Origin of the sequence: Rhodoplanes azumiensis, from assembly GCF_042682915.1 — a bacterium.
Classification (GTDB): Bacteria; Pseudomonadota; Alphaproteobacteria; order Rhizobiales; family Xanthobacteraceae; genus Rhodoplanes; species Rhodoplanes azumiensis.
Genome location: NZ_JBHUIW010000009.1, coordinates 22856 through 45219, shown reverse-complemented (window position 1 = coordinate 45219; position 22364 = coordinate 22856). Strand labels below are relative to the sequence as shown.

General features: G+C 70.5%; 20 protein-coding genes. 13 read left to right on the top strand and 7 right to left on the bottom strand.

Annotation, left to right across the window (positions count from 1 at the left end):
- Positions 1-4: 4 nt before the first annotated feature.
- The 4 genes from ACFSOX_RS09800 (at position 5) to ACFSOX_RS09785 (ending at position 4928) form a co-directional block, all read left to right on the top strand.
- Positions 5-2119, top strand: a complete 2115-nt coding sequence (locus tag ACFSOX_RS09800) for a hydantoinase/oxoprolinase family protein (protein ID WP_378477626.1) — start codon at positions 5-7, stop codon at positions 2117-2119.
- 311 nt (positions 2120-2430) lie between these two features.
- Complete coding sequence (locus tag ACFSOX_RS09795) at positions 2431-4128, top strand: DEAD/DEAH box helicase (protein WP_378477625.1); 1698 nt, start codon at positions 2431-2433, stop codon at positions 4126-4128.
- Between the two features lie 19 nt (positions 4129-4147).
- Positions 4148-4429, top strand: coding sequence for a translation initiation factor IF-1 (gene infA / locus ACFSOX_RS09790; protein ID WP_378477624.1), 282 nt, complete (start codon positions 4148-4150; stop codon positions 4427-4429).
- A 94-nt stretch (positions 4430-4523) separates the two neighbouring features.
- Positions 4524-4928 (top strand): hypothetical protein, encoded by a 405-nt coding sequence (locus ACFSOX_RS09785; RefSeq protein ID WP_378477623.1) that lies wholly within the window; start codon positions 4524-4526, stop codon positions 4926-4928.
- Between the two features lie 306 nt (positions 4929-5234).
- On the opposite strand, the gene ACFSOX_RS09780 is transcribed toward ACFSOX_RS09785, so the two are convergent.
- The gene (locus tag ACFSOX_RS09780) at positions 5235-5444 is read right to left on the bottom strand and encodes a cold-shock protein (RefSeq protein ID WP_111357322.1); all 210 of its coding nucleotides are present in this window, start codon (positions 5442-5444) and stop codon (positions 5235-5237) included.
- Between the two features lie 614 nt (positions 5445-6058).
- Between ACFSOX_RS09780 and ACFSOX_RS09775 the strand changes: the two genes are divergently transcribed.
- Together ACFSOX_RS09775 and draG are read left to right on the top strand one after the other, a co-directional pair.
- The gene (locus tag ACFSOX_RS09775; RefSeq protein ID WP_378477622.1) at positions 6059-6880 is read left to right on the top strand and encodes an NAD(+)--dinitrogen-reductase ADP-D-ribosyltransferase; all 822 of its coding nucleotides are present in this window, start codon (positions 6059-6061) and stop codon (positions 6878-6880) included.
- A gap of 8 nt (positions 6881-6888) precedes the next feature.
- Positions 6889-7863: an ADP-ribosyl-[dinitrogen reductase] hydrolase gene (gene draG / locus ACFSOX_RS09770; protein ID WP_378477621.1), complete on the top strand. Its 975-nt coding sequence runs from the start codon at positions 6889-6891 to the stop codon at positions 7861-7863.
- A 197-nt stretch (positions 7864-8060) separates the two neighbouring features.
- Here draG and ACFSOX_RS09765 read toward each other — a convergent pair whose 3' ends face one another.
- Together ACFSOX_RS09765 and ACFSOX_RS09760 are read right to left on the bottom strand one after the other, a co-directional pair.
- Positions 8061-8936 carry a hypothetical protein gene (locus ACFSOX_RS09765; protein ID WP_378477620.1) on the bottom strand — a complete coding sequence of 292 codons (876 nt, stop codon included), beginning with the start codon at positions 8934-8936 and terminating at the stop codon, positions 8061-8063.
- 135 nt (positions 8937-9071) lie between these two features.
- On the bottom strand, positions 9072-9491 hold the full coding sequence (locus tag ACFSOX_RS09760) for a hypothetical protein (RefSeq protein WP_378477619.1): 420 nt from the start codon (positions 9489-9491) through the stop codon (positions 9072-9074).
- A 234-nt stretch (positions 9492-9725) separates the two neighbouring features.
- Here ACFSOX_RS09760 and ACFSOX_RS09755 point away from each other — a divergent pair, with 234 nt between their 5' ends.
- Positions 9726-10367: an MT-A70 family methyltransferase gene (locus tag ACFSOX_RS09755; protein WP_378477618.1), complete on the top strand. Its 642-nt coding sequence runs from the start codon at positions 9726-9728 to the stop codon at positions 10365-10367.
- Positions 10368-10517: 150 nt separating this feature from the next.
- Here the strand turns inward: ACFSOX_RS09755 and ACFSOX_RS09750 are convergent, their stop codons facing one another.
- Complete coding sequence (locus ACFSOX_RS09750) at positions 10518-11423, bottom strand: tellurite resistance TerB family protein (RefSeq protein ID WP_378477617.1); 906 nt, start codon at positions 11421-11423, stop codon at positions 10518-10520.
- 56 nt (positions 11424-11479) lie between these two features.
- Positions 11480-12490 (bottom strand): TerC family protein, encoded by a 1011-nt coding sequence (locus tag ACFSOX_RS09745; RefSeq protein WP_378477616.1) that lies wholly within the window; start codon positions 12488-12490, stop codon positions 11480-11482.
- 500 nt (positions 12491-12990) lie between these two features.
- Here ACFSOX_RS09745 and ACFSOX_RS09740 point away from each other — a divergent pair, with 500 nt between their 5' ends.
- The 5 genes from ACFSOX_RS09740 (at position 12991) to ACFSOX_RS09720 (ending at position 18803) form a co-directional block, all read left to right on the top strand.
- A complete protein-coding gene (locus ACFSOX_RS09740) occupies positions 12991-13296 on the top strand; it encodes a DUF485 domain-containing protein (RefSeq protein WP_378477615.1) in 306 nt (101 codons plus the stop codon).
- Positions 13296-15035, top strand: a complete 1740-nt coding sequence (locus tag ACFSOX_RS09735) for a cation acetate symporter (RefSeq protein WP_378477614.1) — start codon at positions 13296-13298, stop codon at positions 15033-15035. The genes ACFSOX_RS09740 and ACFSOX_RS09735 overlap by 1 nt, the downstream gene beginning before the upstream one ends.
- 145 nt (positions 15036-15180) lie before the next feature.
- Positions 15181-16995 carry a DUF294 nucleotidyltransferase-like domain-containing protein gene (locus ACFSOX_RS09730; RefSeq protein ID WP_378477613.1) on the top strand — a complete coding sequence of 605 codons (1815 nt, stop codon included), beginning with the start codon at positions 15181-15183 and terminating at the stop codon, positions 16993-16995.
- Positions 16995-17675: a 3'-5' exonuclease gene (locus ACFSOX_RS09725; protein ID WP_378477612.1), complete on the top strand. Its 681-nt coding sequence runs from the start codon at positions 16995-16997 to the stop codon at positions 17673-17675. Before ACFSOX_RS09730 ends, ACFSOX_RS09725 begins: the two co-directional genes overlap by 1 nt.
- A 228-nt stretch (positions 17676-17903) precedes the next feature.
- Complete coding sequence (locus ACFSOX_RS09720) at positions 17904-18803, top strand: sulfurtransferase (RefSeq protein ID WP_378477611.1); 900 nt, start codon at positions 17904-17906, stop codon at positions 18801-18803.
- A 51-nt stretch (positions 18804-18854) separates the two neighbouring features.
- On the opposite strand, the gene ACFSOX_RS09715 is transcribed toward ACFSOX_RS09720, so the two are convergent.
- Entirely contained in the window at positions 18855-19169 is a 315-nt protein-coding gene (locus tag ACFSOX_RS09715; protein ID WP_378477610.1) for an ArsR/SmtB family transcription factor, read from the bottom strand.
- A gap of 101 nt (positions 19170-19270) precedes the next feature.
- Here ACFSOX_RS09715 and ACFSOX_RS09710 point away from each other — a divergent pair, with 101 nt between their 5' ends.
- Complete coding sequence (locus ACFSOX_RS09710) at positions 19271-20020, top strand: SDR family NAD(P)-dependent oxidoreductase (RefSeq protein WP_378477609.1); 750 nt, start codon at positions 19271-19273, stop codon at positions 20018-20020.
- A gap of 98 nt (positions 20021-20118) precedes the next feature.
- On the opposite strand, the gene ACFSOX_RS09705 is transcribed toward ACFSOX_RS09710, so the two are convergent.
- Positions 20119-22215, bottom strand: a complete 2097-nt coding sequence (locus tag ACFSOX_RS09705; protein WP_378477608.1) for an ATP-binding protein — start codon at positions 22213-22215, stop codon at positions 20119-20121.
- Positions 22216-22364 lie beyond the last annotated feature (149 nt).

Here is a 22364-nt window from a genome sequence, read left to right as displayed (position 1 = left end):
GACCATGAGCGAACGCACCACCCGGATCGGCATCGACGTCGGCGGCACCTTCACGGACCTCGTGCTGCACGACCCCGCCCGCGATCTCGTCCACACCGGAAAGCTGCTGACCACGCCCGACGACCCGAGCCTCGCCATCATCGCCGGCATCCAGCGCATGCTCGCCGAGACCGGGCTCGCCCCCGGCGACGTGCACAGCATCGTCAACGGCACCACGCTGGTCACCAACACGGTCATCGAGCGCACCGGCGCGACCATCGGGCTGCTCACGACGGAGGGCTTCCGTGACGTGATCGAGATCGGCCGCGAGACCCGCTACGACCTCTACGACCTGTTCCTCGAGGCGCCGCCGACGCTGGTGCCGCGCCGGCGCCGGCGCGAGATCCGCGAGCGCCTGGACGTCGACGGTGCCGTGCTGGTGCCGCTCGACGAGGCGGCGGTCGCGACGACGGCGCGCGCGCTCGTCGAGGAGCACGGAGTCGAGGCGATCGCGATCTCGTTCCTGCACGCCTACCGCAACGCGGCGCACGAGGAGCGCGCCGCCGCGATCGTCCGCGCCCTCTATCCCGACCTGCCGCTCACCCTGTCGTCGCAGGTGGCGCCCGAGATCCGGGAGTTCGAGCGCACCAGCACGGCCTGCGCCAACGCCTATGTCCAGCCGCTGATGCGCCGCTACGTCGACCGGCTGGAGGCGCGGCTCGCGGCGATCGGCTTCACCGGCCGGCTCTACGTGATGCTGTCGGGCGGCGGCATCGCGGCCGTGTCGGAGGCGCGCGAGTTCCCGATCCGGCTGATCGAGTCGGGGCCGGCGGCCGGCGCCATGGCGGCCTCGTTCATCGCCCGCCACGCCGGGCTCGACCGCGTCGTCTCCTTCGACATGGGCGGCACCACGGCCAAGATGTGCCTGGTCGAGGACGGCGCGCCCGACCACAAGTTCGACTTCGAGGCGGGCCGCGTGCGCCGCTTCGTCAAGGGCTCCGGCCTGCCGCTCAAGGTCTCGGTGGTCGACATGATCGAGATCGGCGCCGGCGGCGGCTCGATCGCCCGCGCCGACACCACGGCCGGCCTGATGAAGGTCGGCCCGCGCAGCGCCGGCAGCAAGCCGGGCCCGGTCTGCTACGGGCTCGGCGGCCAGGAGCCGACCGTGACCGACGCCGACCTGGTGCTCGGCCGGCTCGACCCGTCCTACTTCCTCGGCGGCGAGATGGCGCTCGACATCGACGCGGTGCGCCGGGCCTTCGACGCCGGCGTCGCCGGCGCGCTCGGGCTCGCCGACAGCGAGGCGGCGCTCGGCGTGCAGCGCATCGTCGACGAGACGATGGCGTCGGCGACCCGCATTCACCTCGCCGAGAAGGGGCGCGATCCGCGCCGCTACACGCTGATCGCATTCGGCGGGGCGGGTCCGGTGCACGCCTTCAACCTCGCCCGGCTCCTCAAGATGGAGCGCCTGGTGGTGCCGCTCGGCGCCGGGGTCGCCTCGGCGCTGGGCTTCCTGGTGGCCCCGCCGGCCACCGACATGGTCCGCAGCTACGTGGCGCGGCTCGAGCGAGTCGACTGGGCGCACGTGAACGCCCTGTTCGTCGCGATGACCGAGCAGGGCACGCGGCTCCTGCGCGACGCCGGCGCCGATCCCGCCACCATCACGCTGCGGCCGACCGCGGAGATGCGTCACTTCGGCCAGGGCTTCGAGGTTCCGGTCGCGCTGCCCTCCACGACGCTCGGGCCGGACGACGTCCCGGCGATCCGCGACGCCTTCTTCGCCGCCTATCGCGAGCGCTTCGGCCGGGCCATGGAGGACGCGCCGATCGAGTGCCTGAGCTGGCGCCTCGCTTGCGCGGCGCCCGGACGGGACATCCGCATGGACAAGGGGGCGGCGAGCCGGGCCGGCGCGACGCGCGACGGCACCGACGCGGCCGCGGCCTGCCGCGGCGTCCGGGACGTGCTGTTCGAAGGCTTCGGGCCGCAGGCCTGCGCGGTCTACGACCGCTACGCGCTGCGCCCGGGGGCCACCTTCGTGGGCCCCGCCCTGGTGGAGGAGCGCGAGTCGACCTGCTGCATCGGCCCCGGCAGCACCGCGCGGGTCGACGACTTCCTCAACCTGGTCATCGAGCTCGCCTGAGCGGCCGGCGCCCCGGCCCGCAGGCCCGAAAAACGGGCCGCGCTCCCGTTCCGGGGCACCCGGAACGGAAGCCGTTTCATTATACCGGTCCGCACGCTTGAATTCTGCGGCGAAATGGACCATATAGGCGGCTGAGCGGATTGACCGACCTCTGGTTGGTCCCCCATGGGCCGCGTGAACGAAACAATCAACGGTTTCGGCCCGATCCGCCACCCGAAGGCAGCCCAGACCACGCGGGATGTCCCGTTCATCCGCTGCACGCGGCGCGCCAGAGCTGCGCCCGGGCCCTATCGCAGAACAGAAAGCACCCTTTGACTTCCTTTCAGGGATTTGGACTGGCCGAGCCGATCGCTCGTGCCCTCGTCGACGAGAACTACGTCACCCCCACTCCCATCCAGGCCCAGACGATCCCCCTCGCGCTGCAAGGGCGCGACGTGATCGGGATCGCCCAGACCGGCACCGGCAAGACCGCCGCGTTCGCACTGCCGATCCTCAACCGCCTGCACACCGACCAGAAGCCGACCGTCCGCAAGAGCTGCCGCGTGCTGGTGCTCAGCCCGACCCGCGAGCTCTCCGGGCAGATCCTCGACAGCTTCCGGGCCTATGGCCGGCACATGAAGGTCGCCTCCGACCTCGCCATCGGCGGCGTCTCGATGGGCCGCCAGGTCCGCGCCGTGCTGCCCGGCCTCGATGTCCTGGTCGCCACCCCGGGCCGGCTCCTCGACCTCGTGAACTCCAACGCGCTTCGGCTCAACGCCGTCGAGGTGCTGGTGCTGGACGAGGCCGACCGCATGCTCGACATGGGCTTCATCCACGACATCCGCAAGATCGTGGCGAAGCTGCCGAAGGACCGCCAGACGCTGTTCTTCTCGGCCACCATGCCGCAGCAGATCGCCGAGCTCGCCGCCCAGATGCTGCGCGACCCGGCCCGCGTGTCGGTGACGCCGGCCGCCTCCACGGCGGAGCGCATCGACCAACGCATCGTCCATGTCGACAAGGCGGCGAAGCCGCAGATCCTCGCCGAGGTGCTCGCGAGCGAGCCGATCGACCGCTGCCTCGTCTTCACCCGCACCAAGCACGGCGCCGACAAGGTGGTCCGCGGCCTCGACAAGGCCGGGATCGCGGCGGCCGCCATCCACGGCAACAAGTCGCAGAACCAGCGCGAGCGCGTGCTGGCGGCGTTCCGCACCGGCGAGGTGCGGATCCTGATCGCCACCGACATCGCGGCCCGCGGCATCGACGTCGAGGGCGTGTCGCACGTCGTCAACTACGACCTGCCGAACATTCCGGAGAGCTACGTCCACCGCATCGGCCGCACCGCGCGGGCCGGCGCCGAGGGCATCGCCATCTCGTTCTGCGACAGCGAGGAGCTGCCGTTCCTGCGCGACATCGAGAAGCTGATCCGCTTCGCGATCCCGGCGACCGACCGACGCACCGGTGGCCGTCCGCTGCCGGCGTCGCGGCCGGCGCAGCAGGGCGCGCGCGGCCGCAACGGCGGCGAGTCCCGCCGTGACGGCGAGTCCCGGCGTGACGGCGAGCCGCGCCGCGCGAGCGGCGAACCGCGTCGCGACGGCGGCCGCGGCCGTCTGCCCGATCGTGACCGGTCCCGCGGCGAGCAGCCGCGGCGGGACCGCGACGAGGCCGTTCGGGCCGCGCCGCAGCGTCCGCACCGCGAGCCCCGCGAGGCGGGTCACCATCCGGCGGATCGCGCGCCGGAGAGCCGGAATCGTGGCCACGAGGCGCAGCCGCAGCGCACCCGGCCGCACGAGCCGCGGGCCGACCGGCAGGCCCCGCACGGCCCGCAGCGCCCGCAGGGGCGGGACAATGGCGGCCGGCCGCATCGCAACGGCGGCCAGCATCCGGCGCCGGTGCGGGTGGGGGCGCCGCTCGCCGAGCGTCCGACCCAGCGGAACAACGGCCCCGCGGTCGAGGCTGCACTCGATCAGGTGGCCTTCCTGCGCCGCGGCGCGCCGGGCCGCCGCGACGCCGGGCACAGCGTCGAGCGGTGAGAATTATCGGAGCACAGCGATGGCGAAAGAAGAGCTGATCGAATTCGAAGGACTGGTCACCGAAATCCTGCCGGACACGCGCTACCGTGTGACGCTGGACACGGGCCACGAGATCATCGCCTACACGGCCGGCAAGATGAAGAAGAACCGCATCAAGACGCTCGCGGGCGACCGCGTGATCGTCGAAATGTCGCCCTACGATCTCGAGAAGGGCCGGATCATCTTCCGTCACAAGGAGACGAACTCCGGCCCGGGCGGGGCGCGCCGGCCGCCGCAGCGCCAGCAGTTCCGTCGACGCTGATCCGTCGCCGCCGGACTCCCGGCGGCCCAAGACCGCCATGGGGCGGCCGCGTGCCGCCTCGGCGCGGCGGCTGGGAGGGGAGAAAGGCAAGACCATGCGACTGTTCATGTTCGAGTCGGAGACGACGAGCGACCTGCGGGCCTTCGCGGGCGACTCCTCCGGCAGCAAGCTCCCCGAGCGGCTCGGCCCCTGGCACTCGACCGGGGTCGTGCGGCCCGACCGTGACCCGCCGCACAAGCTGTCTCGGGCCGCGATCGAGAAGGCGATCGCCGCGGCCGGCTACCAGCTCTTTCGGATGAAGCCGACCGAGGCGGCGAGCGCCGCCAAATCGGCGTCCGGCGCGCCGGCGACCGGCAAGGCGCCGGCGTCGAAGGCGCCGATGTCCAAGGCGCCGATGTCGAAGGCACCGGGAACCAAGACGGCGACGAGCGCGGTCGCGACAAAGACGGCGCCGGCCAAGGCTGCCGCCGGGCGCAAGCCGGTGACCGTCAAGGCCTGACGCCGTCAAGACCTGACACCGTCAAGACCTTACACCGTTGCCGCCACCGGCCGATCGCAGCGTCGACAGCGTCGCCGTCGGCGCGATCGGTCGTGGCGATCTCGGACGACACGCGCCGGACAACGGATCAATCCCGACACTCCCCGGGCGCGGTCCGCGTCGGCCAAAAAAAACGGCGCAGCCGAATGGCAGCGCCGCGACGAGGTCCGAGAGCGTCGCGCGACGTCGCGCCGACAAAGCCCTCGCGGAGAATTCGGGTCTTCTTACGAGAAAGCCCGCCGAGGCGGGCTTTCGGGCAGTGCAGGCTCAGACGGCGCGAAGCTGATCGGCCGAGCTCTTGCCGGTACGACGGTCCTGGGTGAGCTCGTAGGACAGCTTCTGGCCTTCACGCAGATTGGTCATGCCAGCGCGCTCGACGGCGCTGATATGCACGAACACGTCCTTCCCGCCGTCGTCGGGCTGGATGAAGCCGTAACCCTTCTGCGCGTTGAACCACTTCACGGTGCCAGTGCTCATGGACGTCCTTTCGACTGACGAGCAGGTCTACATCCGCGGACGGCATGCCGCCCGCGGCGGGTTTCTCGAGTGTTCAGTCAGATCTCGTCGGTCAGACGCAGGAACGGGGCCCGCATTCATGGCCAAGTCGTTCGGCCGAAACTTCGATCCAATCTGATTATCATGACTCGAAACGGGCACAATCCGTCGCTCACCGGTTCGGCGTTTTTTTTTCGCGGCGCCCCCTGTTTGGGCATGCCGCCGAATTGGGCTCGGCCGCGGACGCGCAATCCTATTTCGCGACGCAATTATCGATCACCGATTCACATACCCACCGCGGCATTCGAGACTCTGTAAGAGAAGCTCCGTCGCACGTTCCTGTTACATTGTTCGCCCCCCGATCGTCGCCGTGCGGCCGCGGCGACGGCTCGCGCATGAGGGCCAACGCGGATCTTGACGGAGATCAGGGCGGGCGGCCGCGGGCATGCCTCATGAGCGGGCACGATGGGCACCGTGCCCCCGGCGGCCGGCCCGTCGTCCGATCGTGCCGTTCTCTTCTCGACAGCCACCTCGCACCGGCCGCTCCCGCGTCAGCGGTATCCGCGGCCCGACACTTGCAAGGACGTAAGGCGACTATGCCGGGGCGCAGCTTTCTCGGACACTCGACCAATCTGGTCGGCCTGCCGACCGATCTCGTGGCGAGCTGCGCCTTCAACGAGCACCCGGTTCCGTTGCGGATCTCGGGTGTGCGCGAGATGAACCGGAGCCTGTTCGAGATGCTGTCGCACGCCCCGGATCTGCCCGACGCCGGGATCGCCTTCGCCAGCTACATGATGGCGATGTTCGGTCTCGACCCGGAGCAGCAGGAGCCCGAGCCGGACGGCCGGCCGCGCGGGCCGCGCCGCTATCGCTCGTCGTTCCTGCGGCTGATCAAGGGCTGGGGCTACGATTCGAACAGCCCGGAAGGCGCCGTGATGAAGGGCTGGGTGGAGAGCCGCTTCGGCATCTTCCCGACCTTCCACAAGCAGATCATCGACCGCACCACCGGCGACGGCTGGACGACCTACGTGGAAGAGAAGATGTCGAGCCGGTTCCACAACAACTCGATCTACACCCAGCTCGATCTCGTCTACGAGTTCTGCCAGTGGGCGCTCGCCACCATGGTGGCGCCGGGCGAGACGCATGTGACGCTGTATCGCGGCGTCAACGATTTCGACGAGCATCAGATCGTCGAGCGCGCCGACAAGCGCAACGCCGTGGTGCGCATGAACAACCTGGCCTCCTTCACGTCCGAGCGCGACGTCGCCGACTGCTTCGGCGACATCATCCTGACCGCGCGGGTTCCGGTGGCCAAGATCGCCTTCTTCAACACGCTGCTCGCCCGTCATCCACTCAAGGGCGAGGGCGAGTATCTGGTGATCGGCGGCGATTACCGCGTGAAGGCGAGCTACGTTTAGGATCAGGCATGCAGGCTCCGACCCTGGACGACCGGGCGCTCGGCGCCTTCCTGGGTCTCGCCGTGGGCGACGCGCTCGGCGGCACCGTGGAGTTCATGACCAAGGGCGAGATCGCCACCCGCTACGGCATTCACGATCGCATCGTCGGCGGCGGCTGGCTGCGGCTGGCCGCCGGCCAGGTCACCGACGACACCGAGATGACGCTGGCGCTCGGGCGCTCGCTGATCCGCAAGGAAACGCTGGACCTCCAGGACTTGTGCGAGGAGTTCGCCCGCTGGCTGCGCTCCGGGCCGATCGACGTCGGCAACACGTGCCGGCGCGGCATTCGCCGCTTCCTCACCGAGGGCTCGGTGCAAGGTCCGTATTTCGACGGCGACGCCGGCAACGGCGCGGCGATGCGGATCCTGCCGGTCGCGCTCGCGACGCTCGGCGCATCCGAGACCGGCGCCGCCTGGTGCGTCGCGCAGTGCCACACCACACACCACCACCCCCTCTCCGACGCCGCCTCGCTGACCCTGGTGACGATGCTGCACAGGCTCCTGGCCGGCGCCGGCCGCGACGACGTGCGCGACATCGCCGACGCGCTCGTCGCCCAGCATCGCGGCTTTCGGTTCGAGGTCTCGCCGGGCCAGTCGAGCGCCTATGTGGTCGACACGCTGCGCACCGTGCTGCACTTCTACTTCACGACGGCGACGTTCCAGGACGCGGTGGTGAAGACCGTGAACCAGGGCGGCGACGCCGACACGACGGGCGCCATCGTCGGCATGCTGGCCGGCGCCACCTACGGGGTCGACGCCATCCCGGCGAGCTGGCTCAAGCGCCTCGACCGCGAGGTCGCGGTCGAGATCCGCAACCAGACCCCACGTCTGCTCGGCGTCGCCGCGATCACGCGCGCCAGAGCGACCCGTCCACCGCGCGATCCCGCCCCGCCGGAGCTCCCGACTCCGCTGCCGTTCGCCGCGGCCGACAAGCCGCAGCCGTAGCCATCGGGTGAGCCAAGGCGCGGAACGCGACGGGTTCCCGTCGAGCGACCGTCCCGCACACACAGGTCGTCCCGACCGCCCGGGCCTGGTTCGCTTCGTCCATTCCACGATCTCGGCAGCGGTCGCACGCCCCCGAGCCGGCTCTCGCGCAGAGGCCACGAACCGGGCCGATCCAGCGGACCCCGGATCGGTTCTGATCAGTCCTGCGGGTAGCCGATCAGGATCTCGGCGATCACCGGCTTGACGCCCTTCAGGGCGGCGTCCGTGGAGGCGAACTCCTTGCCGGCGGCCTGCGCCTTGGCGGCGTCGGTGGCCTTGGCGTCCGCCGTCAGCCGCACCCCGACCTTGCAGCCGCCGGGCAGCGCGGCGAGCGCGCCGCCCTGCCAGTCGATCACGCTGCCGCCGTTGTCCTGATCGAAGCCCGACACCTTGAACGGCTTGCCGTTGGCCTTCTCGAGCTGGGCGAGCGGCAGGCCGAGCTTCAGCCCCTTGGGCGCCGTCCAGCCCGATTGGCCGGTGACGACGATCAGCGACACGTCGCTGCGCGCCGCCTCGTTCTGCCACAGAACCTCGAGCCGGCGCTTCGGGTCGGTCGGGTACACGATCGTGGCGTTGAGCTTGCTGCCCTCCGGCCCGTCGACCTCGCCGAACTCGACGTTCTTGGCGTCGAAGGTCTGGGCGAGCTGGAGATGGCTCGAGCCCTTGGCGAACACGCCCGCGCAGGCGATCGCCTTCGGGGCGCCGGCGGGAGCCGCGGCCGGCTTCGGGGCGGCGGCCCGGCGCGGCGACGCGGCGGCCGCATCGGCCGCGGGATCGGTGCCTTGCGCGGTCGGCTCGGGCGCCGGCTTCGGCTTGCGGACGGGCTTCGGCTTCGCCGCGGGCTGAGCCGGCGCCTCGGCGGCCGGCGGTGCGGTCGCGTCCGGGGCCCGCTGCTCCATCTGCTGGGCCGGTGCCGGCCAGCGGTCGAACAGCTGGGCATGCGCCGGACCGGCGAGGGCGACGAGACTCGCGGCCAGAAGGCCGGCGACGGCAGGACCGGCGCACAGCTGCGAGCGGAGTTTATGATCGATCATGGCGAGCCTCGATACTCGGATACGATTTCGATTCGATGATAGCGGCTTTTCGCCGGCGAGTGACGCCCGATCGCGGCGGATTTGCGCCGGCCGACGCAACTCGGGTTGCGCACCGCGCCCGCGCGCCGAAGCGCCTCAAAGAAGCGGGCGCCGCAACAGCGTGAACAAAGGCGGCGACAGAGCGACGAACACCACGAGCGGCGCGAACAAATCGCCCTCCGCCACCGCGGCGGCCGAGAAGGTCTCGACCACCACCCGGAGCGGCTTGCCGCTCGCCACCACCAGCACGGCCTCGGCGGCGAGCGTGAGGACGAGCCACATCGCGCCGATCGCGAAGGCGGCGCCGAAGCCGGGCCGCACCCACCGCACGAACAGCGCGATCGCCACCCCCATCAGGACGATACCGGTGATGCCCGAGATCGGCAGCGCCTCCGGACCGAGCAGCCGGGCCAGCACCAGCTCCCGGAACGCACCGTTGGCGAAGGCGAGCCCGAACAGGACGAGCCAGAACAGCGCCGCGGTGCGGAACAGCGGCAGCAGCGTCTCCGACGACATTCTTTCCGGTGACATCCTTTTCGGCGACATGGGCCCCTCCGACATCGGCGCCCTCCCTTGCGACGATGGGCCTTCGCCCACTTCTTAACCGCTGCGGCCGCGGGTGTCATCGGGGCGCGATCCGGGCACCGGAACTCCGCTCCAGCACGCCCCTGGCGGCCGAAGGGGCGGACGCGGTAAGAAGACGGATCGCCCGCGCGACTCGCGCGTCGCGCCGCCGGACCGAGCCGCGCCATGGCCCCCCACGATCCCGCTGCCGATCTCGAGATTTTCGCGGCCGGCCGCCGCTTCGCCACCGTGCTGGCCGATCCGCCCTGGCAGTTCGTCAACCGCACCGGGAAGATGGCGCCGGAGCATCGGCGGCTGTCGCGCTACGGCACCATGACGCTTCCCGAGATCGAGGCGCTGCCGGTCGCGGCGCTCGCCGCGGAGCCGGCGCATCTCTATCTGTGGGTGCCGAACGCGCTCTTGCCCGAGGGGCTCGCCGTGATGCGGGCGTGGGGTTTCACCTACAAGTCCAACATCGTCTGGCACAAGGTGAGGAAGGACGGCGGACCCGACGGGCGCGGGGTCGGCTTCTACTTCCGCAACGTCACCGAGCTGTTGTTGTTCGGGGTGCGCGGCAAGAACGCCCGCACCCGCGCGGCCGGCCGTCGCCAGGTGAACTTCCTCGCCACCCGCAAGCGGGAGCATTCGCGAAAACCGGACGAGCAGTACGGGCTGATCGAGGCGTGCTCGCCGGGGCCGTATCTCGAGCTGTTCGCCCGCGGCACGCGGCCCGGCTGGGCGACCTGGGGCAACCAGGCCGACGACGGCTACGCGCCGACCTGGGCGACCTATTCCAACCACTCCCGCGCCGGCCTGGCGGCCGAGTAGGCCCCTGGCGAGGCCCGTCATTCCGGGGCGCGGCGAAGCCGCGAACCCGGAATCCAGCGACGACACTCAGAACTCCGGGTTGGATTCCGGGGTCGGCGCTGACGCGCCGCCCCGGAACGACCCGTGAAGCAATCACTCACGACCGCTCGTTCACGCCGCCGCCGCGGCGTCGCCGGCCGTCTCCAAATTCTGGCGCAGCCGCGGATCGAGCTGCAGACGCGCCGCGAGGTCGTCGAGCCAGGCGCGCTCGGCCGGCGTGTCGGCGTCGATCGCCACATAGGCGGCGAGATAGACCTCGGCGCGCTCCTCCGGGGTCGTCGCCTCGGCGGCGAGCGAGGCCGGCGTGTCGGGCCGTGCGACGAGGCCCTCCAGCACCTGGCACTCCTCGACCGAGAGCGCGCTCGCCTCGATCCGCGCGATCAGCATGACACGCTCGGCCTCGTCGATCCGGCCGTCGGCGAGCGCCGCGCCGATCATGGCGCGCAGGAGGAGGAGCGTGGTGCGGGCCGCCGCGGCCTCGCTGCCGGGCGCCGGCGCCCCGGCCGGCCCGGTCGCGGGTGCCGCGCCGCCGGCTCCGCCGAGCATCTGGCCGAGCGTGTCGGCGACGCCCTGCGGCACCACCGGCCGCCCCGCCCGGTAGTCTTGATATGCCTTGTAGGCGAGACCGCCCAGCACCGCGGCGGCGCCGACCTTCAGGGCCGTGCCGGCGTATTTGCGCGCGTGCTTCGAGTTCAGCAGGATGCCGGCGAGGCCGCCCGCGAGACCGCCGGCGCCGAGCATCCCGGCATGGCGACCGAGCAGATCGCCCAGTCCGCCGCCGCCCCCGCCGGCAGCGCCGCGGGGGCTGCCTCCGGCGAGCCCGCCGAGCCGGCCGGCGAGGCTGCCGAGGTCGAACGGCAGGCCACCACCCTGCCCCGGCGCGGCGGCCCCCTGCCCGGCGGGCGGCAGGCCGCGGCCGCGGGTGAGGAAGCCGGTCTCGCGGCTGGTCGCCGGGGGCGGTGCGCCGGCGCCGTCGCCGGCCAGCACGGCGGTGAGGATCTTGTTCACGTCGAGCATGCGGATCTCCAAGGTCGGGGGGTGCGGGCTTGCTTGCGGGCTTGCGGGTTTCCGGGTCAGGTCGAGGGCGCCGGGGTCGGATCGGCCGGCCGGTCGGCCCGTGTCTTCCACAGCGAGACGATCACGCCTCCGGCGAGCAGCGAGAGAGTGACGCCGAGCGACACCAGGGGATCGACCTTGCCGACGATCTGGTTCCAGAAGATCTTCGCGCCGATGAACACCAGCACCAGCGACAGCGCGTATTTCAGATAACGGAAGCGGTGCACCGAGGCGGCGAGCGCGAAGTAGAGGGCGCGCAGGCCGAGGATCGCGAAGATGTTGGACGTGTAGACGATGTAGGGATCGGTGGTGATCGCGAAGATCGCCGGCACGCTGTCGACCGCGAAGACGAGATCGGCGCACTCGATCAGCACGAGCGCGACGAACAGCGGCGTCGCCCACGTGACCGCCGGCCCCCCCACGACGGCGGGCTGCCGCACGAAGAACGCCTCGCCGTGCAGCTCGCGGGTGACCCGCAGGCGACGGTTCATCCACCGCATCATCGGGTTGTCGACCCAGGCGGCCGGGTTCTCGGCGACCACCAGCATCTTGACGCCGGTGGCGATGAGGAGCGCGCCGAACAGGAACAGCACCCAGGCGAACGACGACACGATCGCGGCGCCGAGCCCGATCATCACGGCGCGCAGCACGACGACGCCGAGGATGCCGTAGAACAGCACCCGGTGCTGCAGGTGGGGCGGCACCGCGAGCGTCGCGAAGATCAGCGAGATGACGAAGACGTTGTCGAGCGCCAGCGTCTTCTCGACGACGAAGCCGGTAAGCCAGGCGACGCCCGCCTCGCGGCCCATGTCGGACCACACCCAAGCGCCGAAGACGAGCGCGACGAGGATGTAGGCGGCCGACAGCGCCACGCTCTCGCCCACCCCGATGACGCGCGCCTTGCGGTGCAGGACGCCGAGGTCGAGCACCAGGAGCGTCGTCACGATGCCGAGAAAGAGGAGCCAGGCCCAGGCCGGCTTGCCGAGAAACGTCGCGAACGGAAAATCGAGTCCGGACAGGAACTCCATCGCAATCCTCCAGATGTCGCTCCCGTGCTTCGACGAAAGTCGAAAAGAGCGGCAGGTGAAAGATCCGACATCGCAGCGTCAGCGCCGCCAGAGGGGCCCGGATCGGTGATCCGAGATCTAGGAACCCGCCGGCCCGCCGTCCAGGACGACCGGACCGCGCCGGGTCGCGCCAAACCGCCGCAGTCCGGCCGGTCGCGAGGAAAGATCGACGGATCAGCCGCTTGCACCGGCCATGTGCGTCCCGCCCGGCCGCCCCCATACCGACACCGCGCGGCGCCCCGGCCGGTCCGGGCGGCCGGCCCCGCCGTCTCGCAACGCGCACGCGATCGTGTCGCCGGACGCCGCCGAAACACGTGATTCTTCGGATGCGGGACGCGCGAGTTGCGTCTTTGGTCGGATTGCGCCGTGTGGTCGCGCCGACTAACGTGCCGCGCAATCATCAGAGCCGAGCAAACAGTCGGCCGATATCGGAGCGGGAGGCTCTAACCAAGGGGGACGCCGTGAGTACGCCGTCGTACGACACGATCAAATCAGACCCGCAGTTCCAGGAGCTCGTCTCGAAGCGCTCGCGCTTCGCATGGACGCTGACCGTGGCGATGCTGGTCATCTATTTCGGCTTCATCTTCATCATCGCCTTCGCGCCCGGCTTGCTCGCCGCCAAGATCGGCAGCGGCGTCACCACGGTCGGCATTCCGATCGGCCTCGGCGTCATCGTCTCGGCGTTCCTGCTCACCGGCATCTACGTGCGTCGCGCCAACTCCGAGTTCGACGATATCACGACCAACATCGTCGGGAGGCAGAAGTGATGCGCGCGCTCCGTACCGCGACCAAGACCGTCGCGACCAAGGCCGTCGCGACCAAGACCGCGACCACGGCCGTCGCGACCGGCGTCGCGCTCGCGGCGCTCGCCGGCGTCGCTCAGGCGGCCGGCCCGATCGAGGGCGGCGGCAAGCAGGCCCTCAACATCGCCGCGATCCTGATGTTCTTCGTCTTCGTGGCGGCGACGCTCGGGATCACCTACTGGGCGGCGCGGCGCACCCGCTCGGCCGCCGACTTCTACGCCGCCGGCGGCGGCATCACGGCCGGCCAGAACGGCCTGGCGATCGCCGGCGACTACATGTCGGCCGCCTCGTTCCTCGGGATTTCCGGTCTCGTCTTCGCCTCCGGGTTCGACGGCCTGATCTACTCGGTCGGCTGGCTGGTCGGCTGGCCCGTGATCCTGTTCCTGATCGCCGAACGGCTGCGCAACCTCGGCAAGTACACGTTCGCCGACGTCGTGTCGTTCCGCCTGGAGCAGACCCAGATCCGCAGCCTGTCGGCGGTCGGCACCCTCACCGTGGTGGCGTTCTACCTGATCGCCCAGATGGTCGGCGCCGGCAAGCTGATCGAGCTCCTGTTCGGCCTGCCCTACCTCTACGCCGTCATCGTGGTCGGCGCCCTGATGATCATCTACGTCGCCTTCGGCGGCATGGTGGCGACCACCTGGGTGCAGATCATCAAGGCCTGCCTGCTGCTCGGTGGCGCCACCTTCATGGCCCTGATGGTGCTGATCACGTTCGGCTTCTCGCCGGAGGCGCTGTTCCAGAAGGCGGTCCAGACGCATCCCAAGGGCGCCTCGATCATGGCTCCGGGCAATCTCGTGTCCGATCCGGTCTCGGCGCTGTCGCTCGGCCTCGCCCTGATGTTCGGCACCGCCGGCCTGCCCCACATCCTGATGCGCTTCTTCACCGTGTCGGACGCCAAGGCGGCCCGCAAGTCGGTGTTCTACGCGACGGGCTTCATCGGCTACTTCTACATCCTGACCTTCATCATCGGCTTCGGCGCCATCACGTTCCTGATGAACGACCCGAGCTTCTACAAGGTCGGGGCGGACGGCGCCTACAACAAGGTCACGGCCCTGCTGGGCGGCTCCAACATGGCGGCCATCCATCTCTCCAACGCGGTCGGCGGCTCGCTCTTCCTCGGCTTCATCTCGGCCGTCGCCTTCGCCACCATCCTGGCCGTGGTGGCCGGCCTGACGCTCGCCGGCGCCTCGGCGGTCAGCCACGACCTCTACGCCTCGGTGATCGCCAAGGGCCGCGTCTCCGAGGACCGCGAGGTGAAGGTGTCGAAGATCACGGCCGTGGTGATCGGCATCGTCGCCATCATCCTGGGCTACATCTTCGAGAACCAGAACGTCGCCTTCATGGTCGGCCTCGCCTTCGCGGTGGCGGCGAGCTGCAACTTCCCGGTGCTGCTGATGTCGATCCTGTGGGGCGGCACCACGACCCGGGGCGTGCTGATCGGCGGCCTGCTCGGCCTGATCAGCTCGGTGTCGCTGGTCGTGCTCAGCCCGGCCGTGTGGGTGAAGACCTTCGGCTTCGCCTCGGCGCCGTTCCCCTACGACAACCCGGCGCTGTTCTCGATGACCATCGCGTTCGCCGGCATCTGGCTGTTCTCGAAGCTGGACGGCTCCAAGCGCGGCGCCATCGACAAGGCCGGCTTCGAGCCCCAGTACGTCCGCTCCGAGACCGGCATCGGCTCGCACAAGGCGGTCGCCCACTGACCACCATCCGCTCGGCCGCCCGGTCTCCGCGACGGAGACCGGGCGACGACCGGGGGATCGATCGTCCGGTCGGCCGGCCCGCACGGTGCCGGTCGGCCGCTCGGTTTCGGGGACCGTTGTTCCGGGTGACCGTTGCCGGTGACGCATGCCGCAAGCCTTCGACGCCCAGAATCCTCCCTTCGACCGGTTGAGTCACGACGAGATCGGCACGCTGCGCGCGGCGATCGACATCGGCTATTTCGCCCCCGGCGAGAGCATCATTCCGGCGGGCCAGCGCTCCGAGCATCTGCACGTCGTCATCAAGGGCCGGGTCGAGGAGCGCGACGGCGACACGGTCGAATCGAGCCTCGGGCCGAAGGACACGTTCGACGCCCGCTCGCTGGTGCACGGGCCGGCCGGCACCACCTTCGTGGCCGCCGAGGAGACGCTCTGTTATCTGCTTCCCAAGGCCGTGGTGCAGGATCTGATCTCCCGCAATCCCGGCTTCGCCGCGTTCTTCTACTCGGAAATATCTCGAAAGCTGCGCTCCTACGACCGGCGCGACCGCACCGGCGTCGATTCGGCGCTGCGCGCCCATGTGCGCGACGTGCGCTACCACGCGGCGATCTTCGTCGACGGGTCGACCAGCCTGCACGACGCCGGCCAGCTCATGCAGGAGCGCAACAACAACACGCTGTTCGTGCGCGACGGAGCGCGCACCGGCATCGTCACGGGCGCCAACCTCGCCAAGGCCTTCGTGGTCGACCGCAAGCCGCTGGAGGCGCCGGTGCGCGAGGTCTGCCACTTCGACGTCGTGTCGATCGACGCCGACGACTTCATCTTCGCCGCCGTGATCGCGATGACGCGCCACAACAAGCGCCGCCTCGCGATCCGCTCCGGCAGCGACTACATCGGCGTGCTCGAGGACATCGACATTCTCGGACTCGTCGCCGGCAATCCGCAGCTCATCCCGGGCCAGATCGACCAGGCCAAGGCGCCGGCCGATCTCAAGGCCTGCGCGCTCGACATCCAGAGCCAGGTCGAGCGCCTGCATCGCCAGGGCGCCCGTGTCGAGGTGATCGCACAGATCACGTCGGACCTCAACCGCCGCCTGTTCGCCAAGCTGTTCGACATGGTGGCACCGCCCTCGATCCGCGAGAACGGCTGCCTGCTGGTGATGGGCTCGGAGGGGCGCGGCGAGCAGACGGTGCGCACCGACCAGGACAACGGCATCCTGCTGGCGAAGCCGGTGCCGGAAGCCGACCTCGCCGCGTTCCGCTCCGCCTTCTCGGGCGCGCTGGAGAGCTTCGGCTTTCCGCCCTGCCCGGGCGACGTGATGGTGAGGAATCCGCGCTGGTCGCAGCCGATCGACGACTTCCTCGTCCAGATCGAGGGCTGGGTGCGCTCGCCGGCCGAGGACGGGCCGATGAATCTCGGCATCTTCTTCGACGCCGTCTCGGTCACCGGGCACCACGACCTGCTCGATCGCGCCAAGTCGACCATGGTCGATCTGATGCGCGGCGAGACCGCGTATCTGGCCCGCTTCGCCCGCGCCATCGACCTGTTCGCCGGGGCGAGCGCCGGCATGCTGACCTCGTTCATGGCCTCGGTCGGGGTCGGCTCGGACGAGATCGACGTGAAGAAATCCGGCACCTTCCCGATCGTGCACGGGGTGCGCACGCTCGCCATCGACCAGGGCATCCGCGAGGTGCCGACGGCCGATCGCATCGCGGCGCTCGCCGAGGCCGGCCTGTTCGGCGCCGATTTCGGCCGCGAGCTGACCAGTGCGCTGTCCTACTTCATGGAGATCAGGCTGCGCTCGCAGCTCGCCGCCATGGCGACCGGCAAGCGCGAGCGCGAGTCGATCGTCAAGCTCGGCGAGCTGACGACGCGCGACCGCGACCTCCTGCGCGACGCGCTGCGCGTGGTCAAGCGCTTCCGCGAGATCATCCGCAACCGCTACCATCTGAGCGTGTTCTGATGCGCTCCGAGATCCTCCGCCGCAGCCGCGCGCTGTTCGACCGGATGCTGCTGGCCGACGACGCCTATGCGTTCCTGTTCGACCAGGACGACACCGGCGAGGTGGTGTCGTTCGACTGCGAGACCTCGGGCTTCGACATCCTGGCCGACGACGTGATCAGCATCGCGGCGATCAAGATCCGCGGCAACCGGATCCTGACCAGCGAGACGTTCCGGGCGCTGATCCGACCGGGCGCCGCCATGGAGGTGTCGGCCATCAAGGTGCACCAGCTGCGCGAGGCCGACGTGAAGGAGGGCCGCACCATCCGCGAGGTGATGCCGGAGTTCCTGCGTTTCATCGGCAGCCGCCCGCTGGTCGGCTACTGGGTGTCGTTCGACGTGCGGATGATCAACAAGTACCTGTTCGGCATGCTCAACATCAACCTGCCGAACCGTCAGATCGACGTCTCCGAGCTCTATTACGAGCGCAAGTACGGCAAGGCGCCGCCCGGCACCGAGATCGACCTGCGCTACGCCGCGATCGCGGCCGATCTCGACCTCGCGATGCTGCCCCAGCACGACGCCTTCAACGACGCCCTGACGGCGGCGCAGATGTACGTGATCCTCAAGGACATGCAGCGCCGCGGCGTGCGCATCCCGCGCCAGCGCGCGACCCCGCGGGCCGGCGACTTCTCGGTGTGATCGGGGCGGACAGCGCTTGATCGTCTCCGCCCTCGCTCTCAGAAGCGGCCGAACGCCGCGTCGCGAAGGGCGAGGGCGGGCACGATGCCGGCGACCTCATGGTTCGAGACGCACACCTGGCGCATGCGCCAGGTGTGCTCCTCACCGAGAGGAGCGATGGATCGGCCCGGGGCGATAGGGACAGCGCCGCTCGCGGTGCTATAACGCGCTCCCGCCCAGGAGTGCCCCATGCCCGCCCCCGAAGCTGCTGCGACCGACACCGTCCCGCCGCTCGTCTCCGCCGACTGGCTCGCCCAAAGGCTCGGCGATCCGGCGCTGCGGCTGATCGACATCCGCTCGGTGGTCGACGGCGGCGGCCGCGGCGCCTACCTGACCGCGCACATCCCGGGCGCCGTGCATTCGGACTATGTCGAGGACGGCTGGCGCGCCACCATCGGGATGGCGACCGGCCTGCTGCCGGAGCCCGAGGCGCTCGCCACCCTCCTCGGCGGCATCGGCCTGACGCCCGAGCAGACCGCCGTGGTGATCGCCGCCGGCACCTCGGCCGGCGACTTCGCCGCCGCGGCGCGCGTCTACTGGACGCTGCGCATGGCCGGCCACGCGGGCGTCACCATCCTCGACGGCGGCATGGCGGCGTGGACGGCGGACCCGGCGCGGCCGATGGTCGGCGGCCCGAGCAAGCGGCCGCAGGCGCAACCCTACCCGGTCGTGATCGCGTCCGGCCCGCGCGCCGAGATTCCGCGCGTCGTGCGGGCGCTCGCCACCGACGACGCCGTGCTGCTCGACACCCGGGCGCTCTCCTTCTTCGAAGGCCGCTCGCAGAGCCCGCAGGCGCGCGTGCCGGGGCGGCTGCCGGGCGCCTTCCGGCTCGACCACACGACCCTGTGGGATGCCGCGACCGGCCGGCTGAAGGACAAGCCGACGCTCGAGGCCCTGGTCTCGGCGCTGCCGAGGGCGCCCGTCGTCACCTATTGCAACACCGGCCACCAGGCGGCGACCCCGTGGTTCGTCCTGTCGGAGATTCTCGGCTGGCCCGACGTGTCGCTCTACGACGGCTCGATGTCGGAATGGACCGCGGAGCCGTCGCGCCCGGTCGCCACCGGCCCGGACGAGCGCAAGCGGGGGTGATGCTCCTCCCGGTGCGCTTCGCCCGCCCGCGCGAGGACCGAACGAAGCGCCCTACTCCCCCGCGTGCTGCAAAATCGCCTTCAGGAGCCCCGGAAACCGCGCATCGATGTCGGCTTCGCGCACGGTGTTGTGGTGCGCGACGCCCTTCTTGGCGGTGTGGATCAGCCCGGCCTCGCGCAGCACGCGGAAATGATTCGACAGCGTCGACTTCGGGATCTCCGGGCACGGCGCCGCCGCCGCGCAGGACAGGCGGTCACCGTCCTCCAGCAGCGCCTTGACGATGCGCAGCCGCATCGGGTCGGCGAGCGCGGCGAGGATGCCGGCCAGCGTGATGTCGTCGCGTGCGGGGTGAACGAACTGCACCATCGAAAAAATATAGATGCCCTCTTGACCTCGTTCAATAGTTCCATATTTCCGGAATTCCGTCATACGGATCGAGCGTATGAAATAGACGAGGAACGACGATCTTGACCAAGACTCTGCAAGGCAAGGTGGCGCTGGTGACCGGCGCATCGAAGGGCATCGGCGCCGCGATCGCGCTCGAACTGGCATCCCAGGGCGCCGCGGTCGCCGTCAACTACGCGACCAGCCGGGCCGGCGCCGAGGCCGTGGTCGGCAAGATCACGGCCGCCGGCGGTACGGCGGTCGCGATCGGCGGCGATCTCGCCGATCCGCAGACGGCCAAGGCGGTCGTCGACCAGACGGTCGCGGCGCTCGGCCGGATCGACGTGCTGGTCAACAATGCCGGCGTCTACGAGATGCTGCCGCTCGAGGCGATCACGCCGGAGCATTTCCACCGTCAGTTCGATCTCAACGTGCTCGGCCTGCTCATGGTGACGCAGGCGGCGGCCCGGCATTTCAACGACGGCGGCAGCATCGTCAACATCTCGTCCGGCGCGTCGACCCTGGCCTTTCCGAATACCGCCGTGTACGGCGCCACCAAGGCGGCGGTCGACCTCATCACCGACGTGCTGGCCAAGGAGCTGGCGCCGCGCAAGATCCGCGTCAACGCCGTCAATCCGGGCATGGTCGTCACCGAAGGCGTCAAGGCCGCGGGCTTCGACGCCGGTGAGCTGCGCCGGCAGGTCGAGGCGATCACCCCGCTCGGCCGCGTCGGCGAGGCCTCCGAGATCGCCGCCGCGGTCGCCTTCCTCGCCTCGGACGGCGCCTCCTACATCACCGGCGAGACCCTGCACGTCACCGGCGGGCTGCATTAGGCGAAAGGCTCCGTGCGACGTCGGCACGCCGCGCGCCGTCGTCGCACGGAGGAACGCACGGCGCCGGCGCCACGCCGATCCGCCCAATCCCGACGAGCTCACGCCGCCGCGGAGCCGTCGCGGCGGGCGAGCGCGGCGGCGAGCTCGCGCTCCAGCTGGGCGATGTCGAAGGGCTTGCGCAGCACCGGGAAGCCGTCGCGCGCGACCTCGCCGGCGCGGTCGCTGAAGCCGGTCATCAGCACCACGGGCAGGCCGGGGGCGAGCGCCCGCAGATCGCGCGCCAGATCGAAGCCGCTCATGCCGCCCGGCATCAGGATGTCGGACAGCACCAGATCGACGCGATGCTCGCCGCGCAGCACCGCGAGCGCCTCGCGCGGCGACGCCGCGAGCCTGACGTCGTAGCCGAGCTGCTCCAGATAGGCGCTGCAGACGTCGGCGACCAAGCGGTTGTCCTCGACCACCATCACGGTCCGGCGCTCGGTCGGCCGCGCCGCGGGCGCGGGCGACGGCTCCGCCACCGCGGACGGCTCGAAGGCGACCCAGGGCAGCCACAGCGTCACCGTGGTGCCCTCGCCGACCCGGCTCGCGATGCGCACGTCGCCGCCGGCCTGGCGGGCGAAGCCGTACACCTGGCTCAGCCCGAGGCCGGTGCCCTTGGCCGTCTCCTTGGTGGTGAAGAACGGCTCGAAGACGCGCGGCAGCAGATCCTCCGGAATCCCCGTCCCGGTGTCGGTGAAGGACAGGGACACGAAGGCCCCGACGAGCGCGTTCTCGCCGTCCTCGTCGAGCACCGCGTCGCGCACCCGCACCAGGAGGCGCCCGCCCTTCGGCATGGCGTCGCGCGCGTTGACACAGATGTTGAGGACGGCGACCTCGAACTCGCTCGGATCGACCTTGACCGGGCAGACGCGGCCCGGAACGTCGATCGTCACCTCGACGTCGTCGGCGAGCGAGCGGCGGATCAGCTCCGAGAGCTCGGGCATGCGCTGCGCGAGATCGATGCTCTGCGGACTCACCGCCTGCTGGCGCGAGAACGACAGGAGCTGGCGGGTCAGCGTCTCGCCGCGTTTCGCCGCGGTCGTGATCATCTCGACCAGCCGGCTCTCCTTCTCGCCATCGATCAGGCGGCGCAGCCGGTCGGCGCTGCCGGAGATCACCATCAGGAGATTGTTGAAGTCGTGGGCGACGCCGCCGGTGAGCCGGCCGACCGCCTCGAGCCGCTGCGCCTGGCGCAGCGCCGTCTCGGCCGCCTCGCGCCGCAGCGCCTCGGCGTAGAGCGAGGCCGTGCGCTGATGCGCCACCCACAGCACCCACAGGAGCAGCAGCGTCGCGGGCAGCCCGAACACGAGATGGCCGCGCAGGCCGGCGAGCCATTCGCTGCGGATCGTCGCGGCCTCGACCGAGGCGACGACATAGACCGGGAATCCGTCGACGCGACGATAACCGACGCGACGCGCGACCCCGTCGATCCCGGAGACGCCGGAATAAAGGCCGCGCTGCGGGGCGCGGGTGATCTCGCCGAAGAACAGGCTGCCGGGCGGCAGCGGCGCATCGCCCGCCGGGCTCGCCGGCCAGCGCGCCAGGAAGGCGCCGTCCTGGCGCATCAGCGCGAAGACCTCGCCCGACCCGCGGGCGATCTCGCGATAGAACTTCTCGAAGTCGCCCGGCAGCATCGACACGCTGGCGACGCCCTGGAACGAGCCGTCCGGGCCGTTCAGGCGGCGGCTCATGCTGAAGAAGGACGGTCCCTCGATCAGTCGCGGCGTGAACACGCTGCTCACATAGGTGCCGGCGTCGCGCTCGACCTGGGCACGGAAGAAGTCGCGGTCGGCGAGCGAGGCGCCGCGCGGCGCCGGAACGAAGTAGCTGTTGGCGAGGGCGTAGCCGTCGCGGTCGATCACCCAGATGGACTGCACCTGCGGCAGGAGGTCGGCGACGCGCTTGAGGCGGCGATGCAGTTCGCCCTCGCGCGCGGCGATCCGCTCGGCGGTGGCGCTCTCGACCGACTCGACGATCTCGTCGAGCACGAGGTTGCCGGTGGTGAGCACCTTGAGGGCCTGCTCGTGCAGCACGTCGAGCGAGCGGACCAGGCGGTCATCGGTGAGCTGGACGATCGAGCCCCACGAGACCCACGCCACATAGGCGAGCAGCGTGGCCGGAACGACGACGGCGCCGACCATCAGGGCACGGAGCAATCGCAGCGTCCCGCGCCGGGCGCGTACCATCGATCAGGACTCCACGAGCCGGGCGCACCGAACGGAGGGACGGGAAAGAGCGGAACGGCGCGGCGAAACGTGCTGCACCAACGCGGCGCATCTTCAAAGGTTCCGCAATGCCGGCGCGA